We start from the raw sequence: 15,976 nt of genomic DNA on the forward strand, positions 1-15,976 counted from the left end.
ATACGCTTGACTTAATGAGGCGCATAAAGAAAGCTCGCAGACGCGCTCCCATCGACGCTCCCCGCTATATCTAGGAGAGCTTCATGACACGTCGACATGCCCTGCTGGCATCGGCAGCCGCCGGCACGCTGGTGGCGGCCAGCCTGACCGCGGCCACCCTGCCCGCCTCGGCCGCAGCCTCGGGCTGCGCGGTCACCTACACCGTGCAGAGCCAGTGGAACGGCGGGTTCAGCGGCAACATCGCCATCACCAACCTCGGCTCGGCCGTGGCCGGCTGGACGCTGACGTTCGACTTCCCGGACACCGACCAGCGGGTCACCCAGGGCTGGAGCGCCACCTGGTCGCAATCCGGCGCCCGGGTGTCGGCGGCCAGCCTGAGCTGGAACGGCGCGCTGAACACCGGCGCGTCCACCACGATCGGCTTCAACGGCGCGTGGAGCGGGACCAACCCCGTACCCAAGTCGTTCGCGCTCAACGGGACGGCCTGCACCGGCGTGGTCGACCCCACGACGCCCACCCCACCACCCACGACCACCCCACCGCCGCCCACCACCCCACCGCCGCCCACCACCACGCCGCCACCCACCACTCCCCCGCCGACCACCCCGCCGCCGACGACCACCCCGCCGCCCGGCGGTGCCGCGCCGAGCCTGCGGGTCTCCGGCAACCGGCTGGTGACGGCGGCCGGCGCGACCTACCGCCTGCTCGGCGTCAACCGGGCCAGCGGCGAGTTCGCCTGCGTCCAGGGCAAGGGCATGTGGGACAGCGGCCCGGTCGACCAGGCCTCCGTCGACGCGATGAAGGCCTGGAACATCCGCGCCGTCCGGATCCCGCTCAACGAGGACTGCTGGCTGGGCCTGTCCGGCTCGCCCAGCGGGACCGCCTACCAGCAGGCGGTCAAGGCGTACGCGAACCTGCTCGTCGCCAACGGCATCAACCCGATCCTCGACCTGCACTGGACCCACGGCCAGTACACCGGCAACATCTCGGCCTGCCCCGACGTGAACGCCACCTGCCAGAAGCCGATGCCGAGCCGGCAGTACACACCCCAGTTCTGGACCGGGGTCGCCAACGCGTTCAAGGGCAACGACGCGGTGCTGTTCGACCTGTTCAACGAGCCGTACCCGGACGCCGCCAACAACTGGTCGGACATGACGGCCGCGTGGCGCTGCCTGCGTGACGGTGGCACCTGCACCGGCATCGAGTACCCGGTGGCCGGCATGCAGAGCCTGGTCGACGCGGTACGCGCCACCGGCGCCACCAACGTCCTGCTGGTCCCCGGCCTGACCTGGACCAACGACCTGACCCAGTGGCTGGCCTACAAGCCGACCGACCCGCGCAACAACATCGTGGCCTCCTGGCACTCGTACAACTTCAACGCCTGCGTCACCGAGACCTGCTGGGACACCCAGATCGCGCCGGTGGCCGCGCAGGTGCCGGTGCACGCCGGGGAGATCGGCCAGGACACCTGCGCCCACGACTACATCGACCGGTTGATGACCTGGCTGGACCGCAACCGGCTCGGCTACACCGCGTGGACCTGGAACCCGTGGGGTTGCAGCGGTGGCAACGTGCTCATCGAGGACTACAGCGGCACCCCGACCAAGAGCTACGGCGAGGGCTACCGCGCGCATCTGCTCTCCGTCACGCCGTAACCGACCCCGGCCTCCCCCGCCGGCAGCAACCCGGCGTCGGTGGTCGGTGACGTGACCGACGGAGTAACGGTGGGGGTGGGTACGGCGACCGTTCGCCGCACCCACCCCCGTCCGCACTGCAACCCCGGATGGAAGCCTCGTGTGCAGGCTCCCACCCCGGCACGTCAGGAGCAGTTCTTGCCCTTGTTGATGCAGGTCGCGATGCGCTGCATGGTCTGCGCGGAGTTGACGTTGACGAAGTCGTTGTGGTCGGAGAACGGGTTGTGGTTCTCCTCGGGGAAGGAGTCGAGCGCGTACTGCCCCTTGACCTGCACGTCGCGGGGGATGTCGTAGCCGACGGTGATCCGCAGCTGCGGGATCGCCTGGAAGCCCTGCGGGCAGGCACCGGTGGCCTTGTCGGCGAACGCGACGTGGTTGCGGTGGTTGTCGCTGTCGATGTTCCGGCCGTCCCAGCAGCCGGGGAAGTCGTGCACCCGCTGGACCTGGCTGCCGGCGGGGCAGATCGGGTACTTGTCGGAGAGCCGGTCGGCGAAGCCCGAGCAGCTCCAGGTGGCGCGGGCGTTGGCCGGGCCACGGCTGGTGGGCTTGGCGTCGCCGGTGAGGGCCCGGAGGAACTTCGGCATCGGCACCACCTTGCTGACGGGGTTGCCCCGGTACTCGATCAGCACCTGCGCCGGGCGGACGATGCCACCGGTGTTGCCGGGCAGCTCGAAGTCGGGCCCCTGCGGGTCGGGCAGCGCGGTGGGTGCGGTGGGTGCGGCGGTGGTGGGTGCGGTGCCCGGTGCCGAGGGTGCCCCGGGGGCCTGGTCCAGGGTGCAGGTGGCGAACGCGTCGAGACCCTGCGGACGGGCGGCCTGCCGGCCGATCGCGATGGCGATCCGGTCGAGCACGGCGATCCGCTTGGCCCGCAGCGGCCCGAGGATGGCGTTGTCGACGAAGGCCGGCCCACCCTGGCCCCGGGTGGTGACCAGGCGTTCGTTGGCCTCGGAGAGCTGCCGGTCGAGTTCGTCGAGGTTGCGGTTCACCTCGGCGAGCGCCCCGGCGGGCACGCCGGGCAGCTTGTCGCGGACCGTGGGGCACTGGATGCGCGGGTTCGCGGCCTGGGCCGCCTTGACGCTGGCGCGGTGGGCGCTGCCGGGCATCCGGGCGTGCATGTCGTCGTAGCTGATGTCGCACTCGACCAGCGAGACCAGGCCGGGCTGGTTGCCGCCGGCGGCGGTGACCGTGGTGCTGATCTGCTTGATCATCGCGGCGCGGCGTTCCCGCAACGAGTCGATGACCTCCCGGTTGAACGCGGCGTCGATGCGGCCCCGGCTGGCCGTCATCCGCTGGTTCGCGGCGGCCTGCTGGCGGTCCAGCTCGGCGAGCAGCCGGTCCACGGTGCCGCGGGCCCCGGTGGGGACGGCACGCAGCCGCTTGCCGACCGAGGGGCAGACGACCACCGGCTGGGTCTGGGCGAGGGCCTGCTGGACCTGGTTGTCGCTGCGCACGCTCTTGTCGATGCGCACCACCGGCCAGAAGTAGGACGACTTGTCACCGTTGCGGCAGGTGGTGCCGGAGGCGTCCAGGTCGGCGTTGGAGGAGTTCGCGGTGATGGCCAGGTTGCCGACGAAGTCGTGGACGTGTTCGGCGCCGTTGCGGATGCCGGGCTGGGCCACCGGGTTGTCCGGGCTGAACTTGCCGTTGCCGTTCGTGCCGCAGTCCACGGTGAACCGGCCGGTCGACCCGCCGGCAGCCGGCTGTGGATTCCGCACGTTCGGCGACACGTTCTCGATCTGCACGAACTGGTCGAGGCTGGTGGCGGCGTCGGCGGTGCCCTTGCCGCCGCTGGAGACGAAGGTGACGGTGAGCGCACCGGTGGCCGCCAGCACGACCGCGGCCAGGGCGATCCTGACCGGCCGGGTCTGGACCAGCGCGGTCCCGTTCTTTCTGCGGTTCATCGGAATCTCCTCAAAGCCGCGAACGGCTCCGGTGATGTTGCTGTCTCCACTCGGTACGGGCCGGCACCCGGTCGACGGTCAACGGTTGCCGGCCCCGTCATGGTTCGGTAAGAAGTCCCCCCGGCTCCCTCGGTGACGGCGGTGACCGGCACGCCGCTGAGCCGTTGCGCCCTCGGGCAGCCGGCAACAGCGGCCGACGACACGGTCGTCGGCCGCTGCGTCAGCGGTGTGGGGGTGGTCGCCGCCGGGTGGTCTACCAGACCGTCAGCAGCAGGTGGTTGATCGTGAGCGCCACCGCCGCCTGCGCGGCCAACCAGCCACGGCGGTCGGCGGGCGGGATCAGGGCCGCCCCCGCCATCAGCCAGACCATGAAGGGCAGCCAGATGCGTTCGACCTCGGCCTTGCTGTAGCCGGACAGGTCGGCGGCGAGGATCACCGCCGTGGCGGCCAGTGGCAGCAGCCAGCTGGCGTGCACCACCCCCGGCCGCCGGTCGGCAGTCCGCACGCCGTTGCGGTGCCGCCGAGAAACGGCCCGCCACCCGGCCGGCACCGCGCGCCGTAGGATCACGGCCACCACGGGACCGGCGGCCACGACGACCACCGCGAGGTCGGCCCAGACCCAGTAGGCGTACGCCCGGTCGGAGGCGAGACCCTGGTAGTAGCGCTCGATGACGAGGTCGTAGCCGGTGGGCCACCAGAAGCCGGCGACGGTGAACGCGGCGGCGACCGGCACCGCCCCGACGAACGCCCAGCCCACGGTGCGCCAGCGTCGGCCGGCCAGCACGACGACGGCCAACGCGACCGGCGCCATCAGGACCAACCCGTAGGAGAGGTAGCAGCCGAACGCCAACAGGGCGCCACCGCCGACCGCGCCCAGCGCACGCCCCCGGATGACGCCGTACGCCAGCAGGGCCACCCCGGTGGCGGTCACCCCGGCGAACAACCCGTCGGCGGACACCCCGGACCAGACCGCCCCGGGGAACAGCACCACGAACGGCACCACCGCACGGGCCGCCTCGTCGGTACCGAGCAGCCGTACGGTGTGCGGCACGGCGACGGCGACGAGGGCCGCCACCAGGATGCACAGCACCCCGGCCCAGCCGCCGCCGGACAACCCGATCCGGTCGAGGACGACGAAGACGAGCAGGGCCCCCGGTGGGTGACCGGACACGTGGGTGGTCCAGGAGTCCGGTTGGAGGCCGAGGATCCGACCGCTGAATCCGGCCAGCATGGCGGGGATGTCGGTGACGCCCGGGACCTCGTGCAGGTACTCGTAGGTGGTGGTCAGCCGACCGGCGACGCCGCGCTGCCAGCCGTCGACCAGGGCCAGCGACAGCGTCCAGGCCACGGCGGTGGCGTAGGAGACCGCGAGCAGCCCTCGCCAGGCCAGCCGGGCGGCCAGGGCGGGCCCGCGCCACCAGACCAGCGCGGCCACCAGCAGAGCCAGCGGGGTGCCGGGGCCGACGTGCGGCAGCCACTGCGCGAACAGCGGCGCCGAGGTGGCATGCACCGGGCGTCCCCACAGGTAGAGCAGGCCGCCGGTGACGGAGGCCACCGCGAACAGGCCGAACGCGGCAGCGACGGCGATCAGGTCGGCGCGCGGCGGCCGGTGGCGCGGGGTGTCGTTCACCCGCGCAGCGGCGCGTGGGCGAACTCCGCGATCCCGTCGGCGAGTCCCACCACGGCCCGGAAGCCGAGTTCGGTCTCGGCCCGGGTGGGCGAGGCGACCACGTGCCGCACGTCGGCCAGCCGGAACTCGCCGGTGACCACCGGCGACGGCCCGCCGGCAGCTCGGGCCAGCTCCGTGGCCAACTGGCCGATGGTGGCCGGCCGGCCGGAGGCCACGTTGTACGCCCGCCAACCGGTGCCCGTACCGGTCGCGTCCAGGGCGGCGAGGTTGGCCGCCGCCACGTCACGGACGTGCACGAAGTCGCGGCGCTGGCCGCCGTCCTCGAACACCCGCGGTGCCTGCCCCGCCTCCAGCGCCGAACGGAACATCGCCGCGACCCCGCTGTACGGGGTGTCCCGGGGCATCCCCGGTCCGTAGACGTTGTGGTAGCGCAATGCCACCACGGCGCCGCCGGTCTGCCGGGCCCACGCGGCGGTGAGGTGCTCCTGGGCGACCTTGGTGGCGGCGTACCCGCTGCGGGGGTCCAGCGGGGCGTCCTCGTCGACCAGGCCCGGCGTGACGGCGACGCCGCAGCTCGGACAGGTCGCCTCGAAGCGGCCGGCGGCCAGGTCGGCGACGGTACGCGGCCCGGGGCGCACCGGGCCGTGTCCGGCGCAGGCGTAGGCGCCCTCGCCGTAGACCACCATGGAGCTGGCGAGCACCAACCGGTGCACGCCCGCCCGGGCCATCGCGGCGAGCAGGACGGCGGTGCCGAGGTCGTTGCAGCCGACGTACTCGGGCAGGTCGTCCAGGTCGACGCCGAGTCCCACCATGGCCGCCTGGTGCACCACCGCGTCGACACCGGCCAGGACCCCGGCGACGCCCGGCCCGTCGCGCACGTCGAGCCGGACGACCGGGGCGCCCGCCACCGTGTCCGACAACGGCCGGCGGTGCGCACCGGGATGACCGCAGTCCACGATCGTCACCCGGTGGCCGGCATCGTGCAGGGCGGTCACCACGTGGGTGCCGATGAAACCGGCGCCGCCGGTCACGAGTACGTGAGTCACCCGCCGACGGTAGGGCCGGGACGCGTCGCCGTGCCCCGACCGCGACCGCCCGTCAGCGGTTCGTAAGAACTCCGTGCGCGGGTCGCGGGTGCCCCGGATTCCGTCATCAGCAGGTAAGAACTTCCGGCCGGATCGTGTCCTAGCGTCCGCAGCATGACCGACGTGGTTCTTCCCTGCCGCAACGAGGCCCCGGCCCTGCCCGACCTGCTGGCCCGGATGCCGGCCGGCTACCGGCCGATCGTGGTGGACAACGGCTCGACCGACGGCTCGGCGGCGGTGGCCCGCGCCTGCGGCGTCGAGGTGATCAGCGTGACCGAACCCGGGTACGGTGCCGCCGTGCACGCCGGGGTCCTGGCGGCCGACCCGGTCGACGGGGTGGTGTGTGTGCTGGACGCCGACGGGTCGTTCGATCCGGCGCAGCTGCCCCGGCTGGCCGATCCCGTCCGGGCCGGCGAGGCGGAGTTGGGCACCGGCCGGCGACGCCCCACCGCGCGCGGGGTGTGGCCCCTGCACGCCCGGGTCGCCAACGCCCTGCTGGCCCACCGGCTGCGCCGGACCACCGGCCTCGACGTCCACGACATCGGGCCGATCCGGGCCGTCCGCCGGGCCGACCTGCTGGCGTTGGGGCTGCGTGACCGCCGTTTCGGTTACCCGTTGGAGCTGCTGATCTCGGCCGGTCGGGCCGGCTGGCGGGTGGTCGAGGTCGACGTCGACTACCACCCGAGGGCGGCTGGGACCCGGTCGAAGGTGACCGGCACGGTGCTCGGCACCGCCCGCGCCGTCCGCGACATGAGCGCGGTGCTGGCCCGGTGAACGTCCCCCGACAGCCGCACGTTCCCGGGTCCCGCGCACCGCAGGTGCTGGTGCTGGCCAAGACCCCGGAGCCCGGCCGGGTCAAGACCCGGCTCTGCCCGCCCTGCACTCCGGTCCAGGCCGCCCGGGTCGCCGCGGCGGCGTTGGCCGACACCCTCGACACCGTCGCCACGGCCACGGCCGCCACCCGGGTCCTGGTCGTCGACGGCGACCATCCGGCCCCCGAGGGCTGGAGGAGACTCGCCCAACGGGGCGGCCCGCTCGGCGACCGCCTCGCCCACGCGTTCGCCGACACCCGCACGGCAGGCACGGCCACCCTGCTGATCGGCATGGACACCCCGCAGCTCACCGCCGCCCACCTCGACGACGCACTGGACCTGCTGCGCCGGCCGGACGGGCCGGACGCGGTGCTCGGTTCGGCCGACGACGGCGGCTGGTGGACGCTGGGACTACGCGAGCCCGGCCACGCCTCGGTCCTGCGTGCGGTGCCCACCTCCGAGGCGGACACCGGACAGCTCACCCTGGCCGCGTTGCGCCGCCTCGGTCTGCGGGTCCATCTGCTGCCCCGGCTGCGGGACGTGGACACCGCCGCCGACGCCCACGCGGTGGCCGCGGTGTGCCCGCCGGGCAGCCGGTTCACCGTGGCCGTCGCCCGCGACGTGCCGTCCCCCACGGCGGTCGTCCGGTGAACGCGGTGGCTCTCTTCGACGCCGTGTTCGACCGGGCCGCGTCGGGTGTCCCCGCCGCGTTCACCGCCCGGCACCCGAGCGGTGGTGTGCACCGGTTCGACCCGGCCGGCTGGTGCCGGGACGCCATCGCCGGGGACGCGACCCTGCTGCGGCGCTGCACCGGACCCACCCTCGACGTCGGTTGCGGCCCCGGGCGGCTCACCGGCGCGCTGATCGACGCCGGGCAGCCGGCGCTCGGCATCGACGTCAGCGCCACCGCCGTCCGGCTGGCCCGGGAACGCGGTGCCGTCGCGCTGCAACGCGACGTCTTCGGCCCGGTGCCGGGTGCCGGGCGTTGGCCGCACCTGCTGCTGGCCGACGGCAACGTCGGCATCGGCGGTGACCCGTACCGGCTGCTGCGGCGGTGTCGTCGGCTGCTGGCGGCCGACGGCCACCTGCACGCCGAGTTCGCGCCGCCCGGCACACCGGCCTGGTCCGGCACGGCCATGGTGCAGACCCCGGGTGGTGTCGGCAGCCCGCTACCGTGGGCCTGCGTACCCCTCGACGACCTTTCCGTACTGGCCGGGGGCACCGCGCTGCGGGTGCACGACACCTGGACGGAGGCGGGCCGGTGGTTCGCCACCCTCACCCCCCGGTGACCGGCCGGCCGACCGCGCTGCGGCGGCTCGCCCGACGGTGGTCGGCACCCCTGCCGGCCCCGCCCGGGGCGCTGCGGCGCGGGCCGCTGCGGCCTGACGGTTTCCCGTCCCCGTTACGGTCGACCCGGTTGACCAGCCAGCTCGGCGTCGCGCTCGGGGTGGCGTTCGCCGTCTGCTTCCTCACCGGGCTGCTCAGTCACCTGATCCAGCACCCGCCCGGCTGGTTGTGGTGGCCGTCCCGCCCGGTGGGCCTCTACCGGTTCACCCAGGGCCTGCACGTGGCGACCGGTCTGGCCACGGTGCCGCTGCTCGGGGCCAAGCTGTGGTCGGTCTACCACCACCTGTTCCGCTGGCCGCCGGTCCGGTCGCTCGCCCACGCGCTCGAACGCGCCAGCGTCGCCGTGCTGGTCGCGGCGGCGCTGTTCCAGGTGATCGGCGGCGTCCTCAACGTCGCCCGCTGGTACGCGCCGATGCCGTTCTTCTTCACCGCCGGGCACTACCGGGTGGCGTGGTTGTCGGTCGGTGCGCTGCTGGTGCACGTCGGCGTGCAGTTGCCTGCGGTACGCGCTGCGCTCGGCCCGACCACCGCCGAGTCTGCGCGGGAGCGGCTCAGCCGACGCGGGCTGCTCGGTGGGGTCGCCGCCGCGGCCGGGCTGGTCACCCTGACCACGGTCGGGCAGACCGTCCGGCCGCTGTCCGCCCTGGCGGTGCTCGCTCCCCGTCGACCGGACGTCGGGCCGCAGGGGCTGCCGGTCAACCGGACCGCCGACCGTGCCGGGGTACGCGCCCAGGCGCTCGACCCGGCGTACCGGCTGGTGGTCGAGGGTCCCCTCCGGCGCACCGAGCTGGACCTCGCCGCGCTGCGCGCCCTGCCGCAGCACACCGCCGAGCTGCCGATCGCCTGTGTGGAGGGGTGGAGCGCCACCGGGCGGTGGACCGGCGTACGACTGCGGGACCTGGTCGCGTTGGTGGGCGTCGACCCGGACCGGGCGACGGTGCTCGTCGAGTCGTTGGAGACGGCCGGCCGCTACCGCACATCGACCGTCGGGGCGGCGCACGTGCGTGACCCGTTGACGCTGATCGCGCTGCGGTTGGGTGGGGCACCCCTGCACCCCGACCACGGCTACCCGGCCCGGTTGATCGCCCCGAACCGGCCCGGTGTGTTGCAGACCAAGTGGGTCGGTCGGCTCACCGTCCGGGAGGCGTCGTGAGGACCCGGGTGGCGCTCGTCGCGGTCGGCACCCTGCTGATCGGGTACGCCGTGGTGGGCGCGCTCGCCGACCCCGACCTGCGGCCGGCCGGGGTGCTGCTCTTCCTGGCCGGGGTGTTGGCCGGGCACGACCTCGTCTGGATGGCCGGGCTGCTGGGCGTCGGCGCGCTGCTCGCCCGGTGGGTCCCGGAACGTCACCGGCCGGTGGTGCGGGCCGGCGTGATCAGCGCCGCCACGGTCACCGTCGTGGCGTTTCCGCTCGTCCTCGGTGTCGGCCGGCCGCCGGACGACCCGTCGGTGCTGCCGCTGCCCTACGGCCGTAACCTCGCGGTCGTCCTGCTGCTGATCGCCGTCGCGACACTGCTGACCTGCTGGGCGGCCGACCGGCGGCGCTCCCGGCGACCGGCCCCGGACGGGCCGGCCGCGCCGGACGGGCCGGTCAGCCCTTCACCGCCCCGGCGGTGAGCCCCTCGGTCAGGAAGCGCTGCCCGAAGGCGTACATGATCACCACGGGGATGCTGACCAGCAGCGACGCGGCGGCGAGCTGCCCCTGCGGCACGACGTCCCCGGTGATCATCGACTGCATCCCCACCGGGAGGGTCTTGTACTCGTCCTTGGTGATGAACACGAAGGCGAAGAGGAACTCGTTCCAGGCGTTGGTCAGGGTGAACAACGCGACCGCCAGCAGTCCCGGCTTGGCCAGGGGCAGCATCACCCGCAGGAACGCCTGGAACCGGGTGCAGCCGTCGACCAGCGCGGCCTCCTCCAACTCGACGGGGATCGACGCGAAGTACCCGGCCAGCAGCCAGGTGGCGAACGGCAGGGTGAAGGTCGGGTAGGTCACGACCAGCGACCACAGCGAGTCGGTGAGCCGCACCCCGATGAGCAGTTGGTAGAGCGGGATGAACAGCAGCGCGCCCGGCATCACGTAGGTCACCAGCACCGTGACGGTGAAGCCCTGCGCCCCCCGGAACCGCAGCCGGGCCAGGGCGTAGCCGGCGAGGGCGGCGCAGACCAGCGCGACCACGGTGGACGCCACGGACACCAGCACCGTGTTGAGGTACCAGCGGCCGAACGGCTTGGTGGCGAAGAGGTCGGTGAACTGTTGCAGGCTCCACGGCGTCGGCCACAGGTCGCGGTCGTGCATGACGATCTGGCCGTCGGACTTGAAGGCCGTGACGACGATCCAGTAGAGCGGGGCCAGGACGAACAGGAGCAGCCCGGCCAGGGCGACCCAGGACGCCAGCCCCGACACCAGCGACGACGCCCGGCGACGCCCCCGGGCCCCGAGGGCCGAGACCACCCGGCCGACCACCGCCGCGACCAGCAGGAAGACCCCGAGGACGACGGCCGCCTTCCAGAAGATGTGCGGTGACGCCCAGGCCAGCAGGGCGGCGGTGACCACCGCGACGACCCACGGCAGTGCGGTGCGGACCGTACGGGTGGCGCGGGCCGAGCGGTCCGGCCGGGGCTTGCGGGCACGTCGGGGCGGCGCCACGCCCGAGTCCCGGCGTAACAGCCGGACCAGCACGAACACCAGCGAGCCGATGACCGGCAGCATGACGAGGGTGACCGCCGCTCCCGCGCCGTACTGCAGTTGCAGGATCGCCTTCGAGTACGCGACCAGCACGTACGGTGCCGTCGCGTCGCCCGGGCCGCCCTGGGTCAGCAGCCAGATGAGGTCGAAGTTGTTGAACGTCCAGATCGACGACAGGGTGACCGTCACGGTGATCACGTGGCGCAGTCCGGGCAGCGTCACGTGGACGAACCGCCGCCACGGCGAGGCGCCGTCGACGGTCGCCGCCTCGTACAGGTCGGTGGGGATGGCCTTCAATCCGGCGAGGAAGGCGACGGTGAAGAACGGCACCCCCTTCCACACGTTGACTCCGATCACCGACGGCATGGCCAGGGACGGCTCGGACAGCCAGCCCGCCGGCCAACTGTCGACCAGGTACGCGCTGACCAGCAGCGGCCCGATCCCCGACTCGGTGAGCAGCAGGTTGACGCTGCCGAAGATCGGGTCGAGCAGCGAGCGCCAACTGAACGCGGTGACCACCGTCGGCACCACCCACGGCAGCAGGAGCAGCCCGGCCAGCACGGCCCGTCCCCGCCGTCGGTGGTGCAGCAGCAGGGCCGCGGCCAGCCCCAGCACCGCCTTGAACACCTCGGCGTACGCGGTGAAGACGAACGAGTTCACCACGCCCGTGTGGAACTGCTCGTCGTCGGCCAGGGCGAGGTAGTTGGCCAGACCGACGAACACGCTCTGCTGCCCGTGCCGTTCCGTCGTGCTGGTCACGACCGACCAGGCGATCGGCACGAGCACGAGGCCGCCGACCAGCACGGCGGTGGGTGCCAGGAACAGCACCGCCAGTCGCCAGTCGCGGCCCAGCCGGCGTCGGGTCGCGATGCGGAATCGGGATTCCGGCGGCGAGGATCCCCGAGACGCCGGGGCGGACGCCGGGCGGACCGACGTCACTGCGGCAGCCCCTGCTGGGTGAAGATCTGCACCATCTTGGTGTGCGCGGCCTGCACGGCCTGCGCGGGCGGCGTGCCCTGGATGACCTGCTGCATCATGTCGGTGAGGACGTAGGCGCCGACGGCGGCCTGCTGCCCCGCGCTGGCCTTCTGCGGGAAGTTGAGGCCGTTCTTGGTCGACAGCGGCAGCTGCTGTTGGGTGATCTTGCGCATGATGGGGAAGGCCGGGTCGCCGCTGGTGAAGAACGGGTCGGCGTCCCAGACCTTCTCCCATGCCGGCAACGCCAGACCGGGCGCTTCCTTCGCCACCCCCACGAGGGCGGGCGCGGTGACCAGGTACTGCGTCAGGAGCTTGGCCAGGGCGGCGTTCTTGGCGCCCTTGAAGATGACGAAGCCCTGGGACTGGCCGAGCAGCAGGGACTTGTCGGTGGCCGGCCCGGTGCAGTCGGCGAAGACGTGGGTGTTGTCGTAGACGGGGTTCTTCTTGGTCTTGGAGTCCGCGTAGACGCTGAACTGGTTGCGGGTGTAGCCGAGGATGCCGGCGAGCCAGTTCTCGTTGTTGCTGGAGTCGGTCCAGGCGGCCACTCCCGGCGGCAGCATCGGCTTGTAGCGGGGGTTGGTGTAGATGTCGGCGAGGAAGGTCACCGCCTGCACCGTCTCGGGAGAGTCGAAGGTGACCTTCCGGCCGTCGTTGGAGGCGATCGCCCCGCCGTAGGAGTTGATCAGCGCCTCGATCATGCCGTTGGCGTCACCGGAGCGGTTCACGGTCATGCCCCAGCCGAACCGCCGCTTGCCGGGGTCGGAGATCGCCAGGCACAGGTCCCGCAGCTCCTCCCAGGTGTAGACGTCCCTGGGGGTGATGCCCTCGTCGCGCATCCAGTCCTTGCGCAGGAACGACCCGATCCCGATGAAGTGGTAGGGGATGGCGAACCACCTGCCGTCGAAGACGCAGAAGTTCTTGGATTCGGCGGTGGGTTCGCCGTACGTCGCCGTCAGCGCCTGGACGACGTCCGTCACGTCCTCCAGGTCGCCGAGCGCCTGGAACTGGGCGACGAACCGCGAGTCGGTCATGAACGCGAGGTCGCGCGCCACACCACCCTGGACCTCAGCGTGGATCTTGGCAACCACGTCGCCCGCGTCCGCCTGGACCAGGCTGTTGCCGATCTTGGTGCCGGTGGTGTCGGCGAACTTCCTGATCGAGGCGTCGAGTGCCGCGTTCGCCGCCTCCGAGTACAGCTTCTGCGACAGCATCCCCAGCGAGGAGCCCTTCAGCGCCACCGCGGCGTCGACGAGTTCCTTCGGGACCTCGGCCTGCGCCCTGGGCGTCGACGGTGCGGTGCCTCCGCAGGCGGCCAGGCCGGCCGCACCGAGCAGCCCCACCCCCATTCCCAGAAAGCCGCGCCGGGACCGTAACGCACTGTCCTCGATGGACATCCGTCTCCTCCGTCTCGCCTCACCGGGACCCACCGGGAGAGGCCAGGGGCAAAACTGTCCTGTGTGGACGCCCGCACAGCACGCACCCGAGGACGGTTGCCTGATCGGATGGCCTCAGCCCGCTCCTGCCCGCACAGTCATCGGGAAAGTCGCCCCGCCACCGGCGGGCCCTCCCCGGCCTGCCCCGAGCTGTTCGTGCCCCGGGCGGCGGAACGGCGACCGGGGCGGCGCTGCGCTCACTCTACACATTTCGGAAAGTCGCGCCTAGGCTTGAACGCAATTCGGGAGACCGTCCACGCAATTCATCTTCACCAATATTGCTAACCGAGAACACACTCCGGGGCTCAGGCCCGAGCCATTGACGCTGGTGAGCCGCACGATGGTCGGCCGGTGACGTCGGAACGTCAGGCGGGAAGGCGGCGGGCCAGTTCGCGCCGCAGCTGGTCACGGCCGGGGCTCAGGTAGACCAGCGGGAGCCGGATCTCGTACGGCCGGCTCTGCCCGTACGTCGCCCACTCCCACCGGGCGAGCGGGGGGCGGGTCCGGTCCGGGTCGGCCGGCTCGATCACCAGGACCGGGTACCACCGTCCGCTGATCTCGGCACGCGCGACGTTCGACCACTCGATGGCCAGGGTGCGCTCACCCGGACCCGCCACCTGGAGGTGGTCCGCGGTGAGCCGCAGGGGCAGCCGCGGCTGGTGACCGGCAGACGGCGGACGGACCACCCCCCGGGAGAACCCGAGGAGCAGAAACCACGTCAGCGGCAGCCACAGCCCGTCCCACCACGGGTCGCCGGAGGCCAGGTTGACGACCGCCTGCACCACCGCCAGCGCAGGGAGCGCGGTGGCCAGGAAACCGACCTCACGACCCCGGGAACGGCGGAACTCGGTGACAGCAGGCTCATCGGCGGTGGCCATTGCGGTGTGCTGCCCGGCGGGCCGGAGCGCCAAACCCGCCGACCCCGGCATGCGCACAGTCAGTGCAGCCGGCGCTTCCAGTCCTCCGGCACCCGACCCTCGGGGCCGGGGGCGGGCTGGTCGAGCGGGCGCGATTGCGGCCCGGCCAGCTCCGGACCCGCGGCATAGAACTGATCGTCGGAGTAGTCCCAGAACCACGACTCGCCGGGTTCGAAACTGCGTACCACCGGATGCCCCGTCGCGGCCGCGTGCGCCGTCGCATGCTGGCCCGGCGAGGAGTCGCAGCAGCCGACCTGGCCGCAGGACGCGCAGCGGCGCAGGTGGAACCACCACCCACCGGAGGACTCACACTCGACGCAACCCGGGCCGCTCGGCGGCACCGTCGTAGTGACACCCACCGCGGTCGCGGCGAGGAGCTTGGGCTGATCGGCCACGGCGTGTTCCTCTCGACTCGCCGCTACGGTACCCGGACTCATCCGTCGGCGCCTCACCCCGGTTACCCGGCCGGGTGAGCCGGTCGCTCGACGCACGCCGGGGTACGCCCGTGGTCCGAGAATGAAGCCGGCACCCGGCCCACTATCCGGAGGAACCCGACGATGTCCCTCACCACCGCACAGCCCGGCCGGCCGACGGTCGTCCTCGTCCACGGCGCCTTCGCCGAATCGGCGAGTTGGGCCGGGGTGATCACCGCACTGCGCGACGACGGCTACCCCGCGGTGGCCGTGGCCAACCCGCTGCGCGGCGTCCGGCACGACGCCGACCACCTACGCGCGGTGCTCACCGGGATCGACGGGCCGGTCGTCCTCGTCGGCCACTCGTACGGCGGAATGGTGATCTCGAACGTGCCGGCGGCGGGTGCCGGCGTGACCGCGCTGGTCTACGTCGGGGCCTTCGCCCCCCTCGCCGGCGAGAGCGCCGCCGACCTGGCCGGTCGGTTCCCCGGCAGCTCCCTGGGTGAGACGCTGGCCCCCGTCACGCTCCCGGGCGGGGCGACCGACCTCTACATCCGGCAGGACCGCTACCACCAGCAGTTCGCCGCCGACTCGACGACGGCGCAGGCCGCCGTGATGGCGGTGACCCAGCGGCCGATCACCGAGGCGGCCCTGGGTGAGCCCTCCGGCGAGCCCGCCTGGCAGTCGCTGCCGTCCTGGTTCCTCTTCGGCAGCGAGGATCTCAACATCCCGGTCGCGGCCCACCGGTTCATGGCCGAACGGGCGGGCTCCCGGCGGACGGTGGAGATTCCCGGAGGTTCGCACACGGTGGCCATCCCGGAGGCCGCCATGCTGGCCGATCTCATCCGGGAGGCCGCCGACGCGACCCGCTAGCCGGGCCCGGCCGGAAAACCGTGATCCGCCCCCGGCCACCGCACTCCGCCCGGTCACGCCCGGCCCGGGAGGCACGGCACGGCTACCTCACCACCACGGGCGAGGTAGCCGCCGCTGCCCCGAGGCACGTCCCCGACCGTGCCGGTGCGCCCCCGTTCACCGTCGCCCGGTACCGCCGTGTCGTCGTCGCCGAGATCGGAGTCG

14 protein-coding genes are annotated in these 15,976 nt (G+C 72.8%); 7 read left to right on the top strand and 7 right to left on the bottom strand.

The genetic code is table 11. From position 1 onward, the window contains the following. Positions 1 to 83 precede the first annotated feature (83 nt). Positions 84 to 1,655, top strand: coding sequence for a cellulase family glycosylhydrolase (locus AB0C22_RS25385; RefSeq protein WP_357537409.1), 1,572 nt, complete (start codon positions 84 to 86; stop codon positions 1,653 to 1,655). 164 nt (positions 1,656 to 1,819) lie between these two features. Here AB0C22_RS25385 and AB0C22_RS25390 read toward each other — a convergent pair whose 3' ends face one another. The 3 genes from AB0C22_RS25390 to AB0C22_RS25400 all read right to left on the bottom strand — a co-directional run bounded on the left by AB0C22_RS25390 (position 1,820) and on the right by AB0C22_RS25400 (position 6,271). Further along, positions 1,820 to 3,595: a DUF1996 domain-containing protein gene (locus AB0C22_RS25390; RefSeq protein ID WP_219463319.1), complete on the bottom strand. Its 1,776-nt coding sequence runs from the start codon at positions 3,593 to 3,595 to the stop codon at positions 1,820 to 1,822. Between the two features lie 253 nt (positions 3,596 to 3,848). Beyond that, positions 3,849 to 5,225, bottom strand: coding sequence for a hypothetical protein (locus tag AB0C22_RS25395; RefSeq protein WP_357537412.1), 1,377 nt, complete (start codon positions 5,223 to 5,225; stop codon positions 3,849 to 3,851). Continuing rightward, positions 5,222 to 6,271, bottom strand: coding sequence for an NAD-dependent epimerase/dehydratase family protein (locus tag AB0C22_RS25400; protein WP_357537414.1), 1,050 nt, complete (start codon positions 6,269 to 6,271; stop codon positions 5,222 to 5,224). The genes AB0C22_RS25395 and AB0C22_RS25400 overlap by 4 nt, the downstream gene beginning before the upstream one ends. Before the next feature lie 153 nt (positions 6,272 to 6,424). On the opposite strand from AB0C22_RS25400, the gene AB0C22_RS25405 reads away from it, so the two are divergent. Genes AB0C22_RS25405 through AB0C22_RS25425 form a run of 5 tightly spaced genes read left to right on the top strand, consistent with a single transcriptional unit; the run spans position 6,425 to position 10,086 of the window. Further along, a complete protein-coding gene (locus tag AB0C22_RS25405; RefSeq protein ID WP_219463321.1) occupies positions 6,425 to 7,084 on the top strand; it encodes a glycosyltransferase family 2 protein in 660 nt (219 codons plus the stop codon). After that, complete coding sequence (locus AB0C22_RS25410) at positions 7,081 to 7,773, top strand: TIGR04282 family arsenosugar biosynthesis glycosyltransferase (protein WP_357537416.1); 693 nt, start codon at positions 7,081 to 7,083, stop codon at positions 7,771 to 7,773. The genes AB0C22_RS25405 and AB0C22_RS25410 overlap by 4 nt, the downstream gene beginning before the upstream one ends. Continuing rightward, positions 7,770 to 8,411: a class I SAM-dependent methyltransferase gene (locus AB0C22_RS25415; RefSeq protein WP_208567568.1), complete on the top strand. Its 642-nt coding sequence runs from the start codon at positions 7,770 to 7,772 to the stop codon at positions 8,409 to 8,411. Before AB0C22_RS25410 ends, AB0C22_RS25415 begins: the two co-directional genes overlap by 4 nt. Beyond that, on the top strand, positions 8,408 to 9,622 hold the full coding sequence (locus AB0C22_RS25420) for a molybdopterin-dependent oxidoreductase (protein WP_308290826.1): 1,215 nt from the start codon (positions 8,408 to 8,410) through the stop codon (positions 9,620 to 9,622). Before AB0C22_RS25415 ends, AB0C22_RS25420 begins: the two co-directional genes overlap by 4 nt. Further along, positions 9,619 to 10,086 carry a hypothetical protein gene (locus tag AB0C22_RS25425; protein ID WP_357537419.1) on the top strand — a complete coding sequence of 156 codons (468 nt, stop codon included), beginning with the start codon at positions 9,619 to 9,621 and terminating at the stop codon, positions 10,084 to 10,086. Before AB0C22_RS25420 ends, AB0C22_RS25425 begins: the two co-directional genes overlap by 4 nt. On the opposite strand, the gene AB0C22_RS25430 is transcribed toward AB0C22_RS25425, so the two are convergent. The 4 genes from AB0C22_RS25430 to AB0C22_RS25445 all read right to left on the bottom strand — a co-directional run bounded on the left by AB0C22_RS25430 (position 10,061) and on the right by AB0C22_RS25445 (position 14,881). Further along, positions 10,061 to 11,986 carry an ABC transporter permease subunit gene (locus tag AB0C22_RS25430; protein WP_357537421.1) on the bottom strand — a complete coding sequence of 642 codons (1,926 nt, stop codon included), beginning with the start codon at positions 11,984 to 11,986 and terminating at the stop codon, positions 10,061 to 10,063. The genes AB0C22_RS25425 and AB0C22_RS25430 overlap by 26 nt on opposite strands. 107 nt (positions 11,987 to 12,093) lie before the next feature. Beyond that, positions 12,094 to 13,530, bottom strand: a complete 1,437-nt coding sequence (locus AB0C22_RS25435; protein WP_357537423.1) for an extracellular solute-binding protein — start codon at positions 13,528 to 13,530, stop codon at positions 12,094 to 12,096. A gap of 404 nt (positions 13,531 to 13,934) precedes the next feature. Next, on the bottom strand, positions 13,935 to 14,447 hold the full coding sequence (locus AB0C22_RS25440) for a hypothetical protein (RefSeq protein WP_219463329.1): 513 nt from the start codon (positions 14,445 to 14,447) through the stop codon (positions 13,935 to 13,937). Positions 14,448 to 14,506: 59 nt separating this feature from the next. Beyond that, entirely contained in the window at positions 14,507 to 14,881 is a 375-nt protein-coding gene (locus AB0C22_RS25445) for a UBP-type zinc finger domain-containing protein (protein ID WP_308290829.1), read from the bottom strand. Between the two features lie 162 nt (positions 14,882 to 15,043). On the opposite strand from AB0C22_RS25445, the gene AB0C22_RS25450 reads away from it, so the two are divergent. Next, positions 15,044 to 15,772, top strand: coding sequence for an alpha/beta hydrolase (locus AB0C22_RS25450; RefSeq protein ID WP_219463333.1), 729 nt, complete (start codon positions 15,044 to 15,046; stop codon positions 15,770 to 15,772). Positions 15,773 to 15,976 lie beyond the last annotated feature (204 nt).

The organism is Micromonospora sp. NPDC048894, from assembly GCF_040649765.1.
GTDB classification, from domain to species: Bacteria; Actinomycetota; Actinomycetes; order Mycobacteriales; family Micromonosporaceae; genus Micromonospora; species Micromonospora antibiotica.